Origin of the sequence: Actinomadura madurae (genome assembly GCF_900115095.1) — a bacterium.
Taxonomy (GTDB): domain Bacteria; phylum Actinomycetota; class Actinomycetes; order Streptosporangiales; family Streptosporangiaceae; genus Spirillospora; species Spirillospora madurae.
In genome coordinates, this window is the sequence record NZ_FOVH01000006.1 from 163,013 (window position 1) to 182,860 (window position 19,848).

General features: G+C 73.7%; 20 protein-coding genes and 1 tRNA gene. 10 read left to right on the forward strand and 11 right to left on the reverse strand.

The features are described from left to right. The first annotated feature begins 10 nt into the window (after positions 1-10). From BM339_RS19030 to BM339_RS19045, 4 genes are all read left to right on the forward strand, one after another. Complete coding sequence (locus BM339_RS19030; protein ID WP_024934899.1) at positions 11-997, forward strand: GNAT family N-acetyltransferase; 987 nt, start codon at positions 11-13, stop codon at positions 995-997. 138 nt (positions 998-1,135) lie between these two features. Further along, positions 1,136-1,206 (forward strand) — tRNA-Asn (locus BM339_RS19035). A 25-nt stretch (positions 1,207-1,231) separates the two neighbouring features. Then, on the forward strand, positions 1,232-1,672 hold the full coding sequence (locus tag BM339_RS19040; RefSeq protein ID WP_021600284.1) for an HNH endonuclease: 441 nt from the start codon (positions 1,232-1,234) through the stop codon (positions 1,670-1,672). A gap of 188 nt (positions 1,673-1,860) precedes the next feature. Then, complete coding sequence (locus tag BM339_RS19045; RefSeq protein ID WP_075021717.1) at positions 1,861-2,880, forward strand: coiled-coil domain-containing protein; 1,020 nt, start codon at positions 1,861-1,863, stop codon at positions 2,878-2,880. A gap of 235 nt (positions 2,881-3,115) precedes the next feature. Here the strand turns inward: BM339_RS19045 and BM339_RS19050 are convergent, their stop codons facing one another. After that, entirely contained in the window at positions 3,116-4,171 is a 1,056-nt protein-coding gene (locus BM339_RS19050; protein ID WP_024934898.1) for a Gfo/Idh/MocA family oxidoreductase, read from the reverse strand. 112 nt (positions 4,172-4,283) lie between these two features. Between BM339_RS19050 and BM339_RS19055 the strand changes: the two genes are divergently transcribed. Next, on the forward strand, positions 4,284-5,933 hold the full coding sequence (locus BM339_RS19055) for an FAD-dependent oxidoreductase (RefSeq protein ID WP_235206373.1): 1,650 nt from the start codon (positions 4,284-4,286) through the stop codon (positions 5,931-5,933). 50 nt (positions 5,934-5,983) lie between these two features. Beyond that, on the forward strand, positions 5,984-7,423 hold the full coding sequence (locus tag BM339_RS19060) for an ATP-binding protein (protein WP_021599565.1): 1,440 nt from the start codon (positions 5,984-5,986) through the stop codon (positions 7,421-7,423). Between the two features lie 9 nt (positions 7,424-7,432). On the opposite strand, the gene BM339_RS19065 is transcribed toward BM339_RS19060, so the two are convergent. Continuing rightward, complete coding sequence (locus tag BM339_RS19065) at positions 7,433-8,227, reverse strand: class II aldolase/adducin family protein (RefSeq protein ID WP_021599566.1); 795 nt, start codon at positions 8,225-8,227, stop codon at positions 7,433-7,435. Positions 8,228-8,354: 127 nt separating this feature from the next. Between BM339_RS19065 and BM339_RS19070 the strand changes: the two genes are divergently transcribed. From BM339_RS19070 to BM339_RS19080, 3 genes are read left to right on the forward strand one after another with little or no spacing between them, the layout of a single operon-like run. Continuing rightward, complete coding sequence (locus BM339_RS19070; RefSeq protein ID WP_075021718.1) at positions 8,355-9,488, forward strand: helix-turn-helix domain-containing protein; 1,134 nt, start codon at positions 8,355-8,357, stop codon at positions 9,486-9,488. Between the two features lie 51 nt (positions 9,489-9,539). Then, positions 9,540-10,409 carry an LLM class flavin-dependent oxidoreductase gene (locus BM339_RS19075; RefSeq protein ID WP_021600429.1) on the forward strand — a complete coding sequence of 290 codons (870 nt, stop codon included), beginning with the start codon at positions 9,540-9,542 and terminating at the stop codon, positions 10,407-10,409. Continuing rightward, the gene (locus BM339_RS19080; RefSeq protein WP_075021719.1) at positions 10,409-10,738 is read left to right on the forward strand and encodes a DMT family transporter; all 330 of its coding nucleotides are present in this window, start codon (positions 10,409-10,411) and stop codon (positions 10,736-10,738) included. The genes BM339_RS19075 and BM339_RS19080 overlap by 1 nt, the downstream gene beginning before the upstream one ends. A 4-nt stretch (positions 10,739-10,742) precedes the next feature. Here the strand turns inward: BM339_RS19080 and BM339_RS19085 are convergent, their stop codons facing one another. The 6 genes from BM339_RS19085 to BM339_RS19110 form a co-directional block, all read right to left on the reverse strand. Beyond that, the gene (locus tag BM339_RS19085) at positions 10,743-11,285 is read right to left on the reverse strand and encodes an MBL fold metallo-hydrolase (RefSeq protein WP_075021720.1); all 543 of its coding nucleotides are present in this window, start codon (positions 11,283-11,285) and stop codon (positions 10,743-10,745) included. A gap of 71 nt (positions 11,286-11,356) precedes the next feature. Next, a complete protein-coding gene (locus tag BM339_RS19090) occupies positions 11,357-12,211 on the reverse strand; it encodes a helix-turn-helix domain-containing protein (RefSeq protein ID WP_021599926.1) in 855 nt (284 codons plus the stop codon). A 93-nt stretch (positions 12,212-12,304) separates the two neighbouring features. Beyond that, positions 12,305-13,054: a hypothetical protein gene (locus BM339_RS19095; RefSeq protein ID WP_021599927.1), complete on the reverse strand. Its 750-nt coding sequence runs from the start codon at positions 13,052-13,054 to the stop codon at positions 12,305-12,307. Between the two features lie 190 nt (positions 13,055-13,244). Next, entirely contained in the window at positions 13,245-14,654 is a 1,410-nt protein-coding gene (locus BM339_RS19100; protein ID WP_256255397.1) for an aldehyde dehydrogenase family protein, read from the reverse strand. A gap of 167 nt (positions 14,655-14,821) precedes the next feature. Beyond that, on the reverse strand, positions 14,822-15,367 hold the full coding sequence (locus BM339_RS19105; RefSeq protein ID WP_075021721.1) for a hypothetical protein: 546 nt from the start codon (positions 15,365-15,367) through the stop codon (positions 14,822-14,824). Between the two features lie 6 nt (positions 15,368-15,373). Continuing rightward, entirely contained in the window at positions 15,374-16,084 is a 711-nt protein-coding gene (locus BM339_RS19110) for a hypothetical protein (RefSeq protein WP_075021722.1), read from the reverse strand. A 184-nt stretch (positions 16,085-16,268) separates the two neighbouring features. Between BM339_RS19110 and BM339_RS19115 the strand changes: the two genes are divergently transcribed. Beyond that, positions 16,269-16,763, forward strand: coding sequence for a hypothetical protein (locus tag BM339_RS19115; RefSeq protein WP_024936805.1), 495 nt, complete (start codon positions 16,269-16,271; stop codon positions 16,761-16,763). Positions 16,764-16,871: 108 nt separating this feature from the next. Here the strand turns inward: BM339_RS19115 and BM339_RS19120 are convergent, their stop codons facing one another. Genes BM339_RS19120 through BM339_RS19130 form a run of 3 tightly spaced genes read right to left on the reverse strand, consistent with a single transcriptional unit; the run spans position 16,872 to position 19,742 of the window. Next, positions 16,872-17,927 carry an ABC transporter substrate-binding protein gene (locus BM339_RS19120; protein ID WP_021600110.1) on the reverse strand — a complete coding sequence of 352 codons (1,056 nt, stop codon included), beginning with the start codon at positions 17,925-17,927 and terminating at the stop codon, positions 16,872-16,874. Between the two features lie 56 nt (positions 17,928-17,983). Next, entirely contained in the window at positions 17,984-18,907 is a 924-nt protein-coding gene (locus BM339_RS19125) for an ABC transporter permease (RefSeq protein ID WP_083597747.1), read from the reverse strand. Continuing rightward, a complete protein-coding gene (locus BM339_RS19130; protein WP_075021723.1) occupies positions 18,897-19,742 on the reverse strand; it encodes an ABC transporter ATP-binding protein in 846 nt (281 codons plus the stop codon). Before BM339_RS19130 ends, BM339_RS19125 begins: the two co-directional genes overlap by 11 nt. Positions 19,743-19,848: the final 106 nt, after the last annotated feature.

A 19,848-nucleotide genomic window follows, 5' to 3' on the forward strand; every position in this document is an offset into this window, starting at 1 on the left:
CAAAAGTCGGATGGACGTCATCGCGCTCGATGATCCGACCGACGCGCAGATCCGGCAGTGGCACGACGTGCTGGCCGCCGTCCACGCCGCCGACCCGGCGGCGGAGCCGGCGCCCGACCCGGAGCTGACGGCGCGGCGGCTGCTCGGCGCCGAGGCCGGGTCGCGGCAGCGGCTGTGGGCCGGCGCCGACGGAGGCGCACCGGTCGCGGTGGCGGCGCTCCGGCTGCCCGGGGCGCCCGGCGCGGGACGCCCCGGCGAGATCGACATCCGGGTCCGCCCGGAGCACCGCCGGCGCGGGTTCGGCAGCCGGCTGCTCGCCGTCGCCGCCGAGGGGCTGCGCGCGGACGCGCGCACCGGCGTGATCGCGCAGGTCCTCGCGGGCACGCCCGCCGTCCCTTTCCTGGAGTCGCACGGCTTCGAGTGCGTGCTGACCCTGCGCGGCCTGCTGCTGCGGCTGGACGACGTGCCCGCCGCTCGCGTCGAGGGACTGCTGGCCGCGGCGCCCGAGGGCTACCGGCTCGTCCGCTGGCGGGGCGCGGCCCCGGACGAGCACGCCGCCGCCCTCGCCCGCGCCAAGCACGCCATGGCGGACTTCGCCGAGTACGAGGGGACGCCCTGGGACGCGCACCGCGTCCGCGAGATGGCCGAGATCGTCGCCAAGCGCGGCGATGACCTGTACACCGTCGCCGCCGTCACCGGTGACGTCGTCGCCGGGTTCACCGAGGTCGTGGTGCCGGCCGGGGCCGCCGGCCGCGCCGCGCAGTACGACACGGCCGTCGTGCCGGAGCACCGGGGGCGCCGGATCGGCATCTGGGTCAAGGCGGCGATGCTGCGCTGGCTGGCGGAGGAACGCCCCGAGGTCCGGGAAATCGAAACGGACAATTCCGGCGACAACGCCCACATGCTCGCCGTCAACGAGGAACTCGGCTTCCGGGTCGAACGCGAGTCCCTGGAATACCTGGCCCCCGTCGCCGCCCTGCCCGCCCCCGGCCGCTGACCGGGCGCCCGCCGCCTCCCCTCTGCCCCGGTTTCGCGCCCGCCGGGCGGAAAATGCGTTGCCCGTGCCACCGGTGTATCGGCACTCTGATGGAGGCCTTCCGGGAAAAGCCCGGAAGGCGGAGAATTGCCGGAGCATTTCCTCGTGGTTCAACGGCGGAACGCCGCACTGTTAATGCGGATATCCAGGTTCGAATCCTGGCGGGGGAGCGGCACGGGCAGAGGAGGTGACCCGGTGAACGTGCTCGTCCTGAACGCGTCGTACGAGCCATTCCAAAGGGTGGACCTGCGGCACGCCATCCGGATGCTGGTGCGCGAGGTGGCGGTCGTCGAGGAGGCGGAGGAGGGCCGCACCTTCGGCCGCTTCCCGGTGCCGCGGGTCCTGCGGCTCGTCCGGTACGTCGCGATGCGCTGGCGCCACGGCCGGCGCCCGCCGTGGAGCAAGCGCGGCGTGTACCTGCGCGACAGGGGCACCTGCTGCTACTGCGGCAAGCGCGGGAACACGATCGACCACGTCCACCCGCAGTCGCGCGGCGGCGGCGACACCTGGGAGAACACGGTCCTGTCGTGCGGCAGGTGCAACAACCGCAAGGGGGACCGCACGCTCGCCGAGGCCGGCCTGCGGCTGCTGTCCGAGCCGCGGGTGCCGCGCTGGGAGGAGCTCGTCGGCATCTGACGGGCCGCCCGGCGCGTGGCGGGGACCAGGGGTCGGACCGCTTCGGTGGTCCGGCCCCTGAATCTTGTACCGTGACATCTTTCAGTAGCCTACGTGTGACTCTGTGTGTTTTCTGAAGCTTCTGAGGCTAAATGGGTGATTGTGGTAGCGTGCCGCCAATCTTGAGCTTTGTTATCTAGGAGAGATCTGTGGCGGCCCTCGATCCACTCGGCAGGACGGCACGCCCCTCGCGCGGGCGCACGGCGGCGCGGCGCCTCACGGCGATCGCCCTCGCGGCGGGCCTCTCGGCGGCGCTGCCGCCGGTGTCCGGAAGCGCCGCGGGGCTTCCCCAGGAACCCAAGGACCTGAAGAAGGAGTACGCCAAGCTCAAGGCGCGCTCCGAGAAGCTGTCCAAGGAGTACCGGGGCGAGCTGGTCTCCCTCGAGGAGGCGAAGAAGGCCGCCGAGCGCGCCGGCGCGGACGCCTCCCAGACCGGCCGGGAGTACGAGGCCGCCCGCACCAGCGTGGCCCGGCTCGCCTCCACCACCTACATGACCGGCCGGCTCGACACGATCCCGATGGTCTCCTCGGCCGAGCCGTCCGCCGCCGTCCGCGACGCCGCGGTCCTGGAGCACATCAGCCGCAACAACGGCCGCCGCATCCAGAGCCTGCAGGCCCTGAACGCCAAGGCGACCCAGTCGCAGGAGGCGGCGAAGAAGAAGCTGGCCGAGGTCAAGAAGGAGCTCGACGACCTGGAGGGCCAGCGCGCCCGCGTCAAGAAGCTGCTCGCCAAGTACAAGCCCGAGGTGACCCGCACGAGCGTCCCCGGCGGCGGCCGCCCCGACGGGGCGACCGGCACCAAGTCGCCCATCGTCGGCAACTCCATGACCTCGCGGATGCGCAACGTCCTGGTGGAGATCGACGGGAAGTTCGGCCCGTTCCCCACCATCGGCTGCTCGCGCCCCGGCGACCCCCAGGACCACGGCTCCGGCACGGCCTGCGACTTCATGGAGAGCACCGGCGGCAAGATGCCGAGCGCGTCCGCCCAGGCCCACGGCGACCGCGTCGCCCAGTTCGTGATCGACAACGCGTCCCGCCTGGGCATCAAGTACGTCATCTGGAAGCAGCGCATCTACGACATGCGCGGCAGCGGCGGCTGGCGCCAGATGGAGGACCGGGGCAGCATCACGCAGAACCACTTCGACCACATCCACGTCTCCGTCCTCTGACGGCGCGCCCTTCGACATCGAGCAGCCGTACGGCCCGCTGATCGAGACGACCCCCCGGGCCGCCTCCTGGAACGTCCGGGTCCGGTATGGCCCTGGGAGCGGCGCGAGAAGGCGATTCTCGGCCGGTCGGGCGAGCGGAGGCTCGGCGGCGCCGGCGGTACCGACGCGGGCCTGGCGGTGCACGCGCGGGCCGACGGACCCCGCGGCCGCGCCCGGCCCGGCACGCCGACCTGCGCTACTGAGCCGGAAGGTCCACGGTGGTGCCCTCGCGGGCGGAGCGGGCGGCGGCCTCGATGACCTCCAGGCCGGTGATCGCGTCCACGAGGGTGACCGGGGGCGGCGCGTCCTCCCGCAGGCTGCGCAGGACCCTCGCGTAGAAGTCGTGGTAGGCGCCGGGGGCGGTGGCCTCCGGAGCCGTGCCGCCGGGGGTGCCGAGCAGGCCGTACGACTCCGGCGCGGCGATGCCGTAGCCGGGGTCCTTCGGGGTCAGGCCCTCGTGGAGCTGCTCCTCCTGGACGTCCATGCCCGAGACCGTGTACGACGCGCGGCTGCCGAGGACCCGGAAGCGCGGGCCGAGTTGCGCGGCGGTCGCGCTCATCCACAGGTGGGAGCGGGTGCCGCCCGGGTGGGAGAGGGCGACGAACACGTCGTCGGGGGCGACGGCGCCGGGGCGGCGGGTGTCGACCTCGGCGTAGACCCGCGTGGGGCGGCCGAACAGGGTGACCGCCTGGTCGATGAGGTGCGAGCCGAGGTCGAACAGGATGCCGCCCGCGTCCCGCGGGTCGACGCTCTCCTTCCAGCCGTCCTTCACCCGCGGCCGCCAGCGCTCGAACCGGGACTCGAAGCGCTGGACGTCGCCGAGCGCGCCCGAGGCCGCCAGCCGCGACACCGTCCGGTAGTCGCCGTCCCAGCGGCGGTTGTGGAACGGGAACACCGGCAGGCCCCGCACGGCGCTCAGCGCGGCGAGGGACCGGGCGTCCGCGGCCGAGGCCGCGACCGGCTTGTCCACGACGACCGGGACGCCCGCGGTCATCGCCGCCCGGGCCAGCGGGACGTGCTGCCGGTTCGGCGCGGTCACCACGACCAGGTCGTAGCCGCCCGGCGACCCCCACAGCCGGTCGGCGCCGTCGATCACCTCCGCCTCCGGGTAGCGCTCCCGCACGGCCCGCTGCCGCCGGGGGGCGCCGGTGACGACCGCGGCCAGCCGCATCCCGGGGACGGAGGAGATCAGCGGGGCGTGGAACACCGCGCCGCCGGTGCCGTATCCGATCAGCGCAACTCGCAGGTCCATGCCACGATCATGACCGATGGCGCCCGGCCCGGCGGGCGGCGGGGTCCGCCGCGTGGCGGATTCGCCGGTTCCACGTAGGCTTTTGTCCTGGACGTGCCATGACGAGGGGGACGTGTTGCCCAAGCCAGTGCTGCTGACCGTCGACGACGACCCGGGCGTGTCCCGGGCCGTGGCGCGGGACCTGCGCCGCAGGTACGCCGAGTCGTACCGGGTCGTGCGCGCCGAGTCCGGGCGCCAGGCCCTGGACGCGCTGAGCGAGCTGCGGCTGCGCGGCGAGGACACCGCCGTGCTCCTCGCCGACCACCGGATGCCGGAGATGGACGGCGTGGAGTTCCTGGAGCGGGCGATGGACCTGTTCCCCTTCGCCCGCCGCGTGCTGCTCACCGCCTACGCCGAGACCGACGCCGCGATCCGCGCGATCAACGACGTGGACCTCGACCACTACCTGCTCAAGCCGTGGGACCCGCCGGAGGAGAAGTTCTACCCGGTGATCGACACGCTGCTGGACGCGTGGCGGCGCACCGACCGCCGCCCGCCCGGCGAGCTGCGCGTCGTCGGGCACCGCTGGTCGTCGCGCTGCTACGAGGTCCGCGACTTCCTCGCCCGTCACCAGGTGCCCTACACCTGGCTGATGGACGCCGACCCGGACGGCGCCGAGCTGATCGCCGCGGCCGGGTCGCCGGAGCTGCCGCTGGTCGTCACGGCGGACGGGACGACCCTGTCGGCCCCCTCCGACGCCGACCTGGCCGCCGCCGTCGGGCTGCCGAGCACCCCCTCCACCGGCTTCTACGACCTGATCGTCGTCGGCGGCGGGCCGTCCGGGCTGGGCGCGGCCGTGTACGGCGCGTCGGAGGGCCTGAACACGGTCGTGGTGGAGCGGCGCGCCCTCGGCGGCCAGGCCGGGCAGAGCTCCCGCATCGAGAACTACCTCGGCTTCCCCGACGGGGTGAGCGGCTCGCAGCTCGCCGACCGGGCCCGCCGGCAGGCCGACCGGTTCGGCGCCGAGCTGCTGCAGGCCGGCGAGGTCACCGCGCTGGAGTCGCGCGGCACCGCCCGCGTCGCGCGGCTGTCGGACGGCACGGAGATCGCCGCGCACGCCGTCATCCTCGCCACCGGCGTCTCCTACCGGCGGCTCAACGCCGACGGCGTGGACGACTTCGTCGGGCGCGGCGTGTACTACGGCGCCGCGCTCACCGAGGCGCCGTCCTGCAAGGACGAGGAGGTCGCCGTCGTCGGCGGCGCCAACTCCGCCGGGCAGGCCGCGGTGTACCTGGCCGGGTACGCCAGGAAGGTGCACGTCATCGTCCGGGCGGACGGCCTGGAGAGGTCGATGTCGCACTACCTGATCGAGCAGATCGCCGCGACGCCCAACATCGAGGTGCACACCGGCAAGACGGTGTGCGCGGCCGAGGGCGCCGACCGGCTGGAGCGGCTCACGTTCGCGTGGCCCGGCGGCAAGAAGACCATCGACGCGCACTGGCTGTTCGTGTTCATCGGCGCCGAACCGGGGACGGGCTGGCTGGACGGCTACGTCGAGCGCGACGCGCGCGGCTACGTCCTGACGGGCCCGGACCTCGTCGCCGGGGGGCGCCGCCCGGCCGGGTGGCCGCTCGCCCGCCAGCCCTACCACCTGGAGACCAGCGTGCCCGGCGTGTTCGCCGCCGGCGACGTCCGCTCGGAGTCGATGAAGCGGGTCGCGTCCGCGGTCGGCGACGGCGCGATGGCCGTCGCTCTGGTTCATCGCTATTTGGAGCAGGCATGAGCGAAGCGAACCGGGGGGCGCGGGGGGTCGCCCCCTCGCAAGGAGAACGCATGAAGACAGCGTCACCGGAGGAGCTGCGGGAGCTGTTCCTCTTCGAGGACCTCGACGACGAGAAGCTGGCCTGGCTGTCGCTGTGCGGGACGGTCGAGGAGTACCCGGCGGACGGCATCATCTGCGACCAGGGCGAGCCGGCCGAGTTCTTCTACGTGCTGCTGGACGGCGAGATGTCCATGACGCAGAAGGTGCGGGGCCACTCGGTCGAGGTCAGCCGGACGGACCGCCCGAGCACCTACGGCGGGGCCGTGCAGGCGTACCTGGGCGACAAGATCGAGCAGAGGTACCAGCACACGCTGCGGGCGACGCGTCCCTCGAAGCTCTTCGTGCTGCCGGCCCGCAAGTTCGCCAAGGTCGTCCGCAAGTGGTTCCCGATGGCGACGCACCTGCTGGAGGGCGTCTTCTTCGGGATGACCAACGCGCGCCGGGTCGTCGACCAGCGCGAGCGCCTCACCGCGCTCGGCACGATCACCGCCGGGCTCACCCACGAGCTGAACAACCCGGCGGCGGCCGCCGCGCGGGCGAGCGCGGAGCTCGGCGACCGGCTGCTCGGCGCGCAGAAGAGCCTGGCCGACCTCGCCGCGCAGGGCGTCGACTGCACCCACCTGAGCGCGCTGGTGTCGCTGCGTCCCGCGCTGCCCGCGCCGCCGGCGGGCCGGCGGAGCCCGCTGGAGGTCAGCGACGCCGAGGACGAGCTGGGCGACTGGCTGGAGGAGCACGGCGTCGCCGGGGCCTGGGACCTGGCGCCCGAGCTGGTGGCCGCCGGGATCGGGACCGAGCAGGCCGAGGAGGTCGCGCGGGCGGCGGGCGAGCACCTTCCGGCGGCGATGCGCTGGCTCGCGGAGGTGATGGAGGTGACCCAGCTCCAGGCGGAGATCTCCGAGGCGATGGGCCGCATCACCGCGCTGCTGGACTCCGCCCGCCAGTACTCCCAGCTCGACCGCGCCGCCTACCAGCGCACCGATCTCCGCGTGCTCCTGGACAGCACCCTGACCATGCTCAAGCGCAAGTTCGGCGAGGGCGTGACGGTGAAGACCGTCTACGACGAGGCGCTGCCGCCCGTCCCGGTGTACGCGGCGGAGCTGAACCAGGTGTGGACGAACCTGATCGTGAACGCGCTGTACGCGATGCGGGGCTCGGGCACCCTCACGATCCGCACCGCGCGCGAGAACGACTACGCGCTGGTGGAGATCGGCGACACCGGGGAGGGCATCCCGGAGGAGAACCTCGGCCGGATCTTCACGCCGTTCTTCACCACCAAGCCGGTGGGCCAGGGCACGGGCCTCGGCCTGGACATCTCCTGGCGCATCGTGGCGGGCCGGCACGGCGGCGACATCCGGGTGGAGTCGCTGCCCGGCGACACCCGCTTTCAGGTGCTGCTCCCGCTCACCGAGCAGGAGGAGACCCCGGCGCCCGCGGGTGCGCCGGGGCCGTGAACGACGCGGCTACTCGAACAGGTCGGGCTGCTCGCGGGTGATCTGGTCGTACAGCGGCTGGTAGTTGATCCAGCCGACCAGGTCGTTGCCGATCTGCCCGTGCGTCAGGACGGCGTTGTCGTGCTCGATCGGGACGACCTGCCCGGCCGCCTTCGCGAGGAGCTGCACCTGGCACGAGCGCTCCATCGTGATGAACCACCAGGCGGCGGCGTCCACGCTGTCGCCGACGGTGAGCAGGCCGTGGTTGCGCAGGATGACGGCCTTGTGGCCGCCGAGGGCGGCGGCGATGCGCTTGCCCTCCTCCAGGTCGGTGACGACGCCGGTGTAGTCGTCGAACAGGCCGTGGTCCTGGTAGAACGCGCACACGTCCTGCGTGATCGGCTCCAGCTTCTGGCCGAGCGCCGAGATCGCCCGCCCGTAGGTGGAGTGGCTGTGCGCGGCGGCGACCACGTCCGGGCGCGCCTGGTGCACCTGCGAGTGGATCGCGAACGCCGCCTCGTTGACCGGGTAGCGCCCCTGGACGACCTTGCCCTCGTGGTTCACCAGGATCAGGTCGCTGACCTTGATGTGCTTGAAGGACATGCCGAACGGGTTGACCCAGAAGTGGTCGGTGCGCTCGGGGTCGCGGGCGGTGATGTGGCCGGCCACGCCTTCCTCGAACCCGAACTTGCCGAAGATGCGCAGCGCGGCGGTCAGGCGCTCCTTGCGGTGCCGGCGCTCGTCCTCGACATCGTCGAACGTGGGCGGCAGCCGGAAGATCAGGTCGGTCGGCAGCTTCTCCAGGAACTCGTCTTCGTCGGACATCGCGACACTCCTTGGGCTCGTCTGCCATTACCGAACACCAGAACCCGGCGCTCCGGCTAGGGCGGGGCGGTCCAACGTCCGCCCGGACGGTTGTCCCGGCCGGACAACCGGTGGGCAGAATAGGGGGATGGAGCCCAGCGCGGGCGACCGGTTCCTGCGGTTGCTGATCGAGCACAGCGACGACCCGGTGCTGCTGGAGGCGGCGGTCCACGCCGCCCGGAGCAGGTCGGAGCTGGTGGCGGCGCTGCCCGAGGAGGAGACCAGGCGGCACACCCGCGCGCTCGTGCGGGGCGTGCTCGCCGCGCTGGAGGAGGGCGCGCCGGGCGAGGAGGTGCTGGCCGCGGCGGAGCGGCTCGGCTCGGACCGGGCCCGCCAGGGGGTGCCGGTCGCGGCCTTCCTGGACGGCTTCCAGGCGGGCCGCGCCCATCTCGTCCGCGCGCTCGTCGCCGACGGCCGCCGCAGGGGCGTGCCGGACGCCGCGCTGCTGGACGGCGTGACCCGCATCGACGAGATCACCACCATCCTCGTCCAGCGGATGGTGCACGCGCACCGGGTCGCGGAGCTGGAGATGGCGCGGACGGTGCGGGAGGGCCGCGTCCAGATGCTCCGGCAGCTGCTGCACGGCGAGGCCGTCCCCGTTTTCGCGCCGCTCGACCCGTCCGGCACGTACCACTGCGTGGTGTCCGACGTCAGCGACCCGGCGGTCGCGGCGGGGCTGGAGGCGAACCTGACCGCGGCGGGGCCGGGCCTGTGCGGGCTGGTGGACGGCCGGTTCGCCGCGCTCGTCGCCCGGCTGCCCGAGCCGCGGCCCGCCGGCCCGCTGCTGGTGGCGGCGCCGCCGGTGCGTCCCGGCGGCGTCGCGCCGATGTACGCGCTCGGGCGGCGGGCGCTGCGGGCGGGCGCCGGCGCCGGGCTGACCGGGACGCGGGAGCTGGCCGACCTCGCGCTGCTCACGGTCACCGAGGGCGAGCCGGAGCTGGGCGCGCTGCTCGCCGGCGCGCTGCTGCCCGGGCTCGACCCGGACGAGCCGTTCCACCTGGAACTGGCCGAGACCGCGCTGGCCTACCTCGACCACGGCGGCCGGATCGAGCCGACGGCGGCGGCGCTGCACGTCCACGCCAACACCGTCAAGTACCGGATCCGGCGGTTCCAGGAGCTGGCCGGACGGCCGCTGCTCGACCCGGCGGGCGGGGGCGCCGTGTCGCGCACCGCGCACTGGTGGTGGGCCCTGCGTCGATGGCTCGCCGACGCCACGGCATGATCTGTGGGGGCGTCCCGCGGCGGGGCGTCCTGGACGGGGATGGAGGTACCGGTGACCGCACCGAGGATCGGCGTCGTGATGTGGCCGATGCAGTCCTGGCCGGAGGCCGGGGAGCTGTGGCGGCGCGCGGAGGAGCTCGGGTTCCGGCACGCCTGGGTGTACGACCACATCGCCTGGCGCGGGACGACGCCCTGGTACGACGCGTACACGACGCTGGCCGCCGCCGCGGCGGTCACCTCCCGGGTGCGGCTCGGCACGCTGGTGACCTCGCCGAACTTCCGGCATCCCGTCCCCACCGCGCACGCCATCAAGACGATCGACCACGTCAGCGGCGGGCGGCTGTCGGTCGGCATCGGGGCGGGCGGCACGAACCGCGCCTCCGACGCCGGGATTCTCGGCGGGGACGACTGGAGCGCGGACGAGCGCGCCTCCCGGTTCGCCGAGTGGGTGGAGCTGCTCGACCGCCTCCTCTCCCAGACCGAGACCACCTTCGAGGGGGCGTACTACTCGGCCCGCGAGGTCGTGGAGGGGCCGGGCTGCGTCCAGCGGCCCCGCGTCCCGTTCGTCATCGCGGGCAACGGGCCGCGCGGGATGCGGGTCGCCGCCCGGCACGGCACCGGATGGGTGACCAGCGGCCGCGCGCCGGGCCGCCGCCCCGAGGACGTCGTCCGGTCCCGGCTGGACGCGCTGGACGCGGCGTGCGAGGCGGAGGGCGCCCGGATCGGCGACCGCATCCTGCTGACCGGCTTCTCCGGGGAGCCGTGGCTGGAGTCGGCGGGCGCGTTCGCCGACCTCGCCGGCCGCTACGCCGAGCTCGGCATCACCGAGATCGCGCTACATTGGCCCCGTGCCGGCACCCCCTTCGAGGCCCGCATGCCGGTCTTCGAGGCGATCGCCGCCGAGTACGGGGAGGAACCCTGATGCCGTTCGTGCTGCTCGCGCTCGCGATCGCCTTCGAGGTGACGGCCACGCTGGCGATGCGCGCCTCCGACGGGTTCACCAGGCCGGTGCCGATCGCCATCGTGGTGGCCGGGTACCTGATCTCGTTCGTCTTCATGGCGCGGGCGCTGATGTCGCTGAACGTCGGGCCGGTCTACGCGATCTGGTCCGCGCTCGGGACGATCGGCGCGTTCGTCGGCGGCGTCCTGCTCTTCGACGAGCCGGTCAGGCCGGTGGCCATCGCGGGCGCCGTCATCATCGTGATCGGCGTGATCGTGATGAACCTCGGCGGCGGCGTCCACCAGGGCTGACCCGTCACATCCGGTAGAGGGCGCCCGCCTCGGCCCACTCGCCGAACGCCGGCGGGGCGCCCCGTCCCGCCGGCGGCGGCCGGACGAGGACGAGCCTGACCACGCCGAGCCGCCGCACGGCCCGCGCGGTGGCCTCCGCGTCGCCCCCGGCGACGCCCGCGAACATCAGGTCGGCGCCCCGGGCCCACCCGGGCGGCTCGGCGAACTCCGGCGCCCACACGCACGTCCGGTGCCCGGCGGCGATCCGGTAGCCGTGCATCGCGCCGCCCCGGTGTGGGACCGGCAGCGGCTCGATGCGCAGCCCGCCCCGCCGGAACGGCGCGAGGACCGGCTCGGGCATGCCGCACTCCCGGGCGATCCGGCGGCGGGCGGGCTGGTGCGGGCCCTTCTCGTCGCGGACGAGCCACGCCGCGGAGATCTCGGGCGGCTCCGAGCCCGGGCCGCCGTCCAGCCCGATGTGCGCGTGCCCGTACTCGACCAGCAGCCCGGCCGGGGCGTGCGGCGACGAGCGGGCCGTTCCGACACCGAGCAGGATCAGGCGCGGCATGTCTCGATCGTCACCCCGCGTCCGGTTCACGTCCAGCCCCTGCCGAGCTCCGGGAGGGGCTCGGGCAGGACTCAGGAAGGATCCTCGGCCAGCGTGCTGACGCGCTGCTGCTCCAGCTGGCCCCCGATGAGCTCGGTCGGGGTGCAGCCGGACAGCGCACGGAACTCGCGGTTGAGGTGGGCCTGGTCGTAGTACCCGCAGGCGAACGCCGCCTCGGCGAGCCCGGCTCCGCGGCCGAGCAGGTCGACGGCGCGCCGGAAGCGCAGGACGCGCGCCATCACCTTGGGCGGGAGCCCGGCCTGCTCGCGGAACCGGTTGGTGAGGTGCTTGCGGCTCCAGCCGACGTCGGCGGCGATGCCGGCGACGGACACCGCGGAATCCTCGTTCAGCAGCCGCCACGCCCTGACGACCTCCCGGTCCGGGACGGGGCCGGCGTCGAGGCGGCGCAGCAGGAAGCCGTCCAGGATGGCGAAGCGCGCCTCCCAGGACGGGGCGTCGGCGAGGCGCTCGACCAGGGCGGCCGCCTCGCGGCCGAGCAGGTCGGGCAGCTCGACGGCCGCGTTGGCCAGCAGGCCCATCGGCACGCCGAGCAGGGTGTAGGCGCCGAGCGGGGTCACGTCGAGCTGGATGCCGCGCTGCCCGCCGGGGCTGAGGTACATGCCGTGGCCGTCGTGCATCCCGGCGACGAACGACCCGTACTCGCGGTCGCGGACGCCGGGATCGGGGACCGCCAGGCGGAGCGGCGGGCCCAGGTTGACGATCACGACCGTGGTGCGGGTGGGGAGCGTCCGCATCCGGGTCGGGACGGCCTCGGTCTCCCAGTAGCCGTCGTAGGAGCGCAGGAACGGGCGCAGCGCGGGGTGGGGGCGGCCCTGCGCGAGCCACCAGCCGCCCCGGTCGCTGGTCCGGACCGTCCTGTCGGGCATGCCGCCTGCTCCCTGTCGCGGGGGACGACCCTCCACGCCTCCCGGTTCGCCGTGCTCAGTGCCAGTCTTACCACCCGGGACGGACAGGACACGCTACTCGTACATCTGCCCGCACACCGCGATGCGGGCGAGATCGTCCCAGGTCATCGTGGTGATGGTGCGGACATAGGACCGGGCCGGCGGCTCGCCGGGGCCGGTGGGCAGCGGCACCCGCGCGCCGTCGCCGGCGTCCCAGCCGCCGAGGCTGCCGGCGACCGCGCATTCCAGGTAGGTCGCGGGGTCGAAGTTGTACCAGCGCGCGGGGGTGGCGCGGGCGCCGGAGCCGGGCGGCCGGGGCGCGTCCACGCCGAACCGGGCCTGCGGGCCCGGGGGAGCGGCCAGGAAGTCCTCCAGGTCGGCGATCTGGGACAGCAGGACCCGCTCCCAGTCGGCGTAGCCGTGCGGCTCGCCGCCGGGCAGGGAGAGGTCCTTGCCGCTCCACGCGGGATCGAAGCCGGCGGGCGGGGTGGTGGAGGCCGCGGCGAACATCGCCGCCACGTCGTCGGGCTCCAGCCGTTCCTGGTCGCTGAGCGTGGCGCTCACCTTCCACAGCGAGCGCAGGAACGCCGACAGCGACCAGGACGCCGCCCGCGCCTCCTGGCCGAGATGCAGGAAGACCAGGTACAGGTCGCGGTTGGTGCGGACGGCCGGTCCCGGCGGCCCCTCGACCCGGTGGGTCCGCCGGTTCCCGGTGCCGCTCTCCAGCACCATGACCTGCGCCAGGGCCGAGATCCGCGAGTCGTGGGCGGCGACGTGGAACGTGTTGCCGAGGCCGTCCTGGCGCATGACGTCCCAGGTGTGCATCCGGCTCCTCCACGCTCGGCGGTGCGGTCACCACGCCCCCCGCCCAGAAAGTGTCCCATTCCGGTGTCGGACCGCCAGTAGTGGTGATGTCACTTTCCGGACTCGAAGTCGTGACTTTCCGCTCATGTAGTACGCGCCAGAAACGTGTAGGGGTCCGGCGGCAGGCCGCCGGACCCCCGCGCGCCGCCGCTCAGCCCTTCGAGCGGTGGATCACCTGGAGCTCGGTGAAGCCGTACAGGCCCCACGGCCCGTTCTCGACGCCGACGCCGCTCCACTTGAACCCGCCGAACGGCTGGTGCGGGGCGAGCGCCAGGTGCGTGTTGACCCAGGCGGTTCCGCACTCCAGCCGCCCCGCGACCTCGGCGGCCCGGTCGGCGTCGGCGCCCCAGACCGATCCGGACAGGCCGAAGTGGGTGCCGTTCGCGCGGGCGAGGGCGTCCTCCAGGTCGGTGTACCGGACGATCGGCAGCGCCGGGCCGAACTGCTCCTCGTCCACGATCCGGGTGCCGTCGGAGACGTCGGCGAGGATGGTGGGCTCGAAGAAGTAGCCGGGCCCGTCCTTCGGCCGGCCGCCCGCCGCGGCGCGCGCGCCGTTCGCCAGGGCGTCGGAGACCAGCTCGCCGACCCGCTCGTACTGCGGCCTGTTGTTGACCGGCCCGTACTGGACGCCCTCCTCCATACCGTCGCCGACCTTGGCGGCCTTCGCCCGCTCGGCGAGGGCGTCCACCACGTCGCCGTAGAGCGCGTCCGGGACGTACACGCGCTTGATCGCCGAGCAGACCTGGCCGTTGTTCTGGAACGCGGCGCCGAACAGCCGGTCGGCGACCGCGGCCGGGTCGGCGTCGTCCAGCAGGATCGCCGGGTCGTTGCCGCCGAGCTCCAGGGTGACGCGCTTGAGGTCGGGCGCCGCGGCCGCCGCGACCCGCTTGCCGGTCGCCACGCTGCCGGTGAAGCTGATCTTGCGGGGGACGTCGTGCGCGGTCATCCAGGCGCCGAGGTCGTCGCCGCCGGTGACGACGTTGAGCACGCCGGGCGGCAGGACGTCCCGCAGCACCTCGCCGAGCTTCAGGCTGGACAGCGGGGTGAACGGGGACGGCTTGAGGACCATGGTGTTGCCCGCGAGCAGCGCCGGGGCGAGCTTCCAGATCGCGAGCAGCAGCGGGTAGTTCCACGGGGTGATCGCGGCGACGACGCCCATCGGCCGGCGGACGACCTCGACCAGCGCGTTGCCGTCGTCCTGGATGACCTCGCGGGGGAGTTCGAGGTCGGCGAAGTACTTCAGCCACACGCCGGCGCCGACGACCTCCATGGTCCCCTCGGCCAGCGGCTTGCCCTGCTCCAGCGTCAGGATCCGGCCGATCTCCTCGGACCTGGCGAACATGACGTCGGCCGCGGCGAGCAGGGCCTTGCGGCGCGCGGACTCGTCGCGGCGCCACTCGGTGTAGGCGGCCTGCGCGGAGGCCATCGCCGCGTCGAGCTGCTCCCGGGAGGCGTCGGGCGCCTGCTCGGCCACCTCGCCGGTGGCCGGGTTGATCACACCGAAGGCGCCGGGGGCGGTGACGGCCTCGCCGTCGATGGTCATCGAGAAGTTCTCGGGCACCTGGATCCTCCGCTCACGGGGTTACCGAATGAGATTCAGTATTCACCCTCGCCGGCCTCCTGACGAGCGGCCGGGGGCGGGAACACGGGACGGGCCCCATGCGCCGGTCCGGCCGGACACGGCGACGGGCGCCCCGGGTCCTTCCGCGGGGCGCCCGTGCGTGCTCGTCAGGCCGCGAAGATGCGGTCCAGGAGGTCGCGGTATCCGCGCAGCGCCTGGCGGAGCCGCTCGGTGTCGGCCTGCTCGCCCTTCTCCAGGGCCTCCGAGAGCGCCCCGCGGTGCGCGGCGATCGCGCGCCCGAGGGCGTCGACGGCCTCGGAGGCGAGTCCGTCCGCCTTGCGCACGGACTCGGCGGGGTCGTCCACGAACGCGGACTGCACCTCCCGCCAGCGCTCCCGGAACCGCTCGCCCTCGGCGGGGTCGAGCAGCGTGGCCGGGGTGCCGGACGGCGACCCGGACGGTGCCGCGGAGGGCGGCGCGGGGAATTCGGTGGCGACCGGGTCGCGCCCGGCGCCGGGAACCGGGATGGGGTCCGGAGCCGTGTCGGGGACGGGCTCCGGCGCCCCCGTCACGGGCGCCTCCGGCGCGGGACCGGCGACGTGCCGGTCACCGGGCACGCCCGGATCGGCCGTTCCGGCGGCGCGGGCGCGCTCGCCCGCGACCGGGCCGGCGTCCGCGGCCGGCGCTTCGGTGCCCGCTCGGCTGTCGTCCATCGGGGGTCAGCTCCTCGGGGTCTGGTCGTCGCGGCGGGGGGCCGCGGGGCCGGTGGCCGCGGCCGGGGCCGCGTGCGGAGCGGGGGCCGCCTCGCCGGCGGTCTCGGCCGTCGTGCGCCCGGTCGCCTGCTGGCCGGGCGCGGCCTCCTGGTGGTCCGGGGTGCGGCCGGTCGCGCGTTCCCCGCCGGGGGGCGTCAGCAGTTCCTCGAACAGGGCGCGGTAGTGCACCATCGCCTGCCGGAGGTCCTCGGTGGACGCCTGCTTGGACGCCGCCCTGGCGCTGATCGTGTGGGCGTGCCGGTAGTGGTCCATCGTGCGCCCGTGCTCCACCGACAGGTGCGCGACCTTCTCCTCGAAGCCGTGCGTCGGGTATCCGCGCTCGCCCATCACCACCGTGACGAGCCCGTCCGCCTGCTCGACGGCGGCCTCCGGCGTGTCGACGAAGCGCTCCTGCACGCGGACCCACTGCTCGCGGTACTGCTCGCGCCGGCGGGGGTCGAGATCGCGCAGTTCGAGCTCCTCATGGCGCTGCTCGCGGGAGCGCAGCTCCCGCTCGGCGGCCGCCCGGCCGCCCTCGCGCTCCACGGCCCGGTCGTACTCGGGGCCGAACCGCCGCCGCAGCCGCGCGGAGCGGGACCGGGTCACCGCCAGGTACCCGGCCGCGGCGAGCGCGGCGACGACGGCAACGGCGATGACGACCCATATCGCGGTCGACATGGTGTTCCTCCAACGTGCGTCGGATCGAATGAACCGCCGATGCCCGGAGAGCCGCGTTCAAAACGAACCACCACAAAACGGCAAGGATTTCCTGCGCCGCGCCCGGGATGCGTGTTGTGATTGGTGCGCTACCGGAACCACGCGCGCCCGGCGGCGGGCGCGTTCGAATGGGATGTGATGCGCGGTGCGCCATGCGTTCGGCTTCGTCCTCGGCGTCCTGCTGACACCCGCGCTGGTGTACGGCGCCGCCTGGGGGTACGTCCAGGCGGGACAGTCCTTCGACGGCACCGGGCAGGAGATCACCGACCGCACCCGCATCTACGGGGCGTTCGCCCTGCTCGCCGCCGTGGGCCTGGTGATGGGCGTGGTGATCGTCGCCCGGTGGGCGTCGCCGCTGGTCTCGCTCGTCCCCGCGCTGGCGCTGCTCGGCCTGTCCGGCTACTTCCTGGTCGACCCCGGCCGGGTCCTCGACCTGCCGGGCAAGGTGCCGCCGGCGGGCGACATGGACTTCGGGCTGCGCATGCTGCTGGGGTCCGGCATCTACGGGATGATGGGGTTCGCGCTGCTGATGCCCACCTGGGCGCCGCGCCGCTGGGGCTCGGGGCGCTCGGACCACGACGCCGACGTGGACTTCTACTCCAGCATGCACCGCGATCGCATGGGCGGCCCGGGCCCCTGACCCGCGCGCCGGGGGCGGCGGCCCGGGGACGCCGACGGGCCGGGCCTCCGCGCAAGGCCCGGCCCGCGTCCCGGCGCCCGGTCCGGTCTCAGGTGCCGCGCGCCGCCGTCATCCCTGCTTCGCCTTGGCGACGAACCGCGTCGTGTAGGTCTCGGTCAGGTCGATCTCGTTCTTCTTCTCCGCCACCTCGGGCGAGAACTCCGCCAGCACCTTCAGGACGTTCTCCGCGGCGTCCGGCTTCATGACGCCGTCGCCGTTGAACATGCTGATCGAGTCGCCGATCGCCCTCTCGTACAGCTTCGGGTCGCCGCCCGCGTAGTCCGCGGGCATCTTCGCCGCGATCTCCGCCGGCCTGTGCCCCTTGATCCAGCCGAGGGTCTTGACGAACGCGTTCGCGAGCTTCTGCACCGTCTCGCCGTGCGACTTCACATAGGCGCAGTCCATGTAGAGGGAGCTGGACGGGTACAGCCCGCCGAGCGCCGCGCGGGTCCCCTCCTCGGTGCGCATCTCGACCATGACCTTGGCCTTGCCGGTGCTGACGAGCTTGGCGATGGTCGGGTCGGTCGTCATGCCGGCGTCGATGCCGCCGTTGTCCATGGTGGAGATGAACGTCTGGCCCGCGCCCGCCTTCACCGTCGTGTAGTCCGAGGTCTTCACGCCGTTCCGCACGGCCAGCGCGCGGGTGATGAAGTCGGTGGACGACCCCGGGCTGGTGACGCCGAGCTTCTTGCCCTTGAACCCGGCGGGGGACGTCAGGGAGCCCGCCTTGGACGCCGCGACCATCTCCGCCTCGCCGGGCACGTCGGCCATCTGCACGACGCTCTGCACGCACTTGCCCTTGGCCTGCAGGTGGATGGAGTGGTCGTAGAAGCCGACGACGGCCTGCACGTCTCCCGAGATGAGGACGTTCTCGGCCTGCGCCCCGGCGGGCTCGGTCAGCAGCTGGACGTCCAGGCCCTGCTCCTTGAAGTAGCCGAGCCGCTCGGTCAGCTTGGCGGGCAGGTAGATGACCTTGTCGATCCCGCCGACCATGATCTTGACGGTGCCGCCCGAGCCGCCGTCCCCGCCGGACCCGGCACGGGAGTCGCGGCAGGCCGACAGGGACGACAGGGCGGTGAGGGCGGCGAGCGCGGCGGCGCTCACCCGGACGGGGGTGCTGGGCATGGCGGTTCTCCTGGTCGGGCGGTTCTCCTGGTCGGGCGGAATCCGGGTGGGGGCGGTCAGATCTGGACGTCGTGCCCGGACGCGGCGGGACGCCAGCGCAGCAGCCGGCCCTCCAGCAGCGTGAGCAGGTACTCGGCGAGCAGGGCCAGCACCGTGATGATGATCATCCCGGCGTAGATCCCGGCCGAGTCGAAGGTGCCCTGGGAGTGGTTGATGAGCAGGCCGAGGCCCTTGTCGGCGCCGGTGTACTCGCCGACGATCGCGCCGATGATGGCGAACCCGAACGCCGAGTGCAGGGACGCGAGGATCCAGGACGTGGCGCTCGGCACCACGATCGTCCAGAGCACCTGGAACCGGCCCGCGCCGAGGAGCCGGGCGTTGTTGACCAGGTTCCGGTCGACCTCGCGGGCCCCCTGGAAGGCGTTGAAGAACACCGCGAAGAACACCAGCACGAACGCCGTCGCGATCTTGGACTGCATGCCGAGGCCGAACCAGATGATGAACAGCGAGGCCAGGATGATGCGCGGGATCGCGTTGACGGCCTTGATGAACGGCGCGCACACGTCCGACAGGAACCGGCTGCGGCCGAGCACGATGCCGAGGACCACGCCGCCGGCCGCGCCGAGCGCGAAGCCCGCGACGGCCTCCTGCAGCGTGACCGAGATCTGCTCCCAGATCGACCCCTGCGAGGTGCCCTCGGTGAACCACCCGACGAGCCGCTCCCAGATCTTGGACGGCATCGAGTAGTAGAACGGGTCGATCCAGTGCCGGGCGGCCAGCTCCCAGGACCCGAGCCACGCCGCGACCAGCGCGACCCGGACGGCGTTGATGCCGAGGGCGCGCCGCAGCCCGGCGGTGCGCAGCCGCGCGATCGCCGCCAGGTCGCCGTCGTCGGCGGGCCGGCCCGGCGCGCCGGCCCCGGCGGGCGCGGCCCCGCCGATGGTCGCCGTGGCCCCCTTCGCCTGCACGTCACGCGGCATGGCCGGCTCCTCTCTCCCGGGTGATCTGGACCTCTTCGCGGAGCGAGTCCCACACCTCGCGGTAGATGTCGAGGAACGCGCCGGTCAGCCGGACCTCCTCGGCGTCGCGAGGGCGGTCCAGCGGCACGTCGAACACGCTCTTGATCGTCGCGGGGCCGGCGGTCATGACCACGACCCGGTCGGACAGCACGAGCGCCTCCTCCAGGTCGTGGGTGACGAACACGACGGCGGCGCCGGACCCCGACCACAGCCGCAGCAGCTCGTCCTGCATGAGGCCGCGGGTCTGGACGTCGAGGGCGGAGAACGGCTCGTCCATGAGCAGCACGGACGGCTCGTTCACGAGGGTCTGCGCGAGCGCGACGCGCTTGCGCATCCCGCCGGACAGCTGGTGGGGGTAGTAGCCCTCGAACCCGGCGAGGCCGACGCGGGCGACCCAGTCCCGGGCGCGGTCGCGGGCGTCCCGCTTGGACGCGCCCCGGTAGCGGGGGCCGGCCGCCACGTTGTCCAGGACGGACCGCCAGGGCAGGACGGCGTCGTGCTGGAACATGTAGCCGACGCCGTCCGGGATCCCGTCCACGGGGCGGCCCTGGACGAGGACGCGCCCGGCGGACGCCGGCTCCAGCCCGGAGACGAGGGACAGGGTGGTGGACTTGCCGCATCCGGTGGGGCCGACCACGGCGACGAACTCGCCGGGGCCGACGGACATGTTCAGGTCGCGGACGGCCGTGTGGACGCCGCCCGCCGACCGGAACCGCTTGGTGGCGTTCTCCAGCTCGATGACGGGCCCGGGGGGCCGCCCGGCTCCGTCTCGCGTGGGCGATGCTGTAGTGGACACGGCGGCACCGTACGAATGTGGCGCGCGTCACCGGAACCCTTGCCCGCGATGTGCTCGCAAGCCGCGAATCCCCACGTTGCGCGCGTTATCCCGGCTTTTGCTCGTT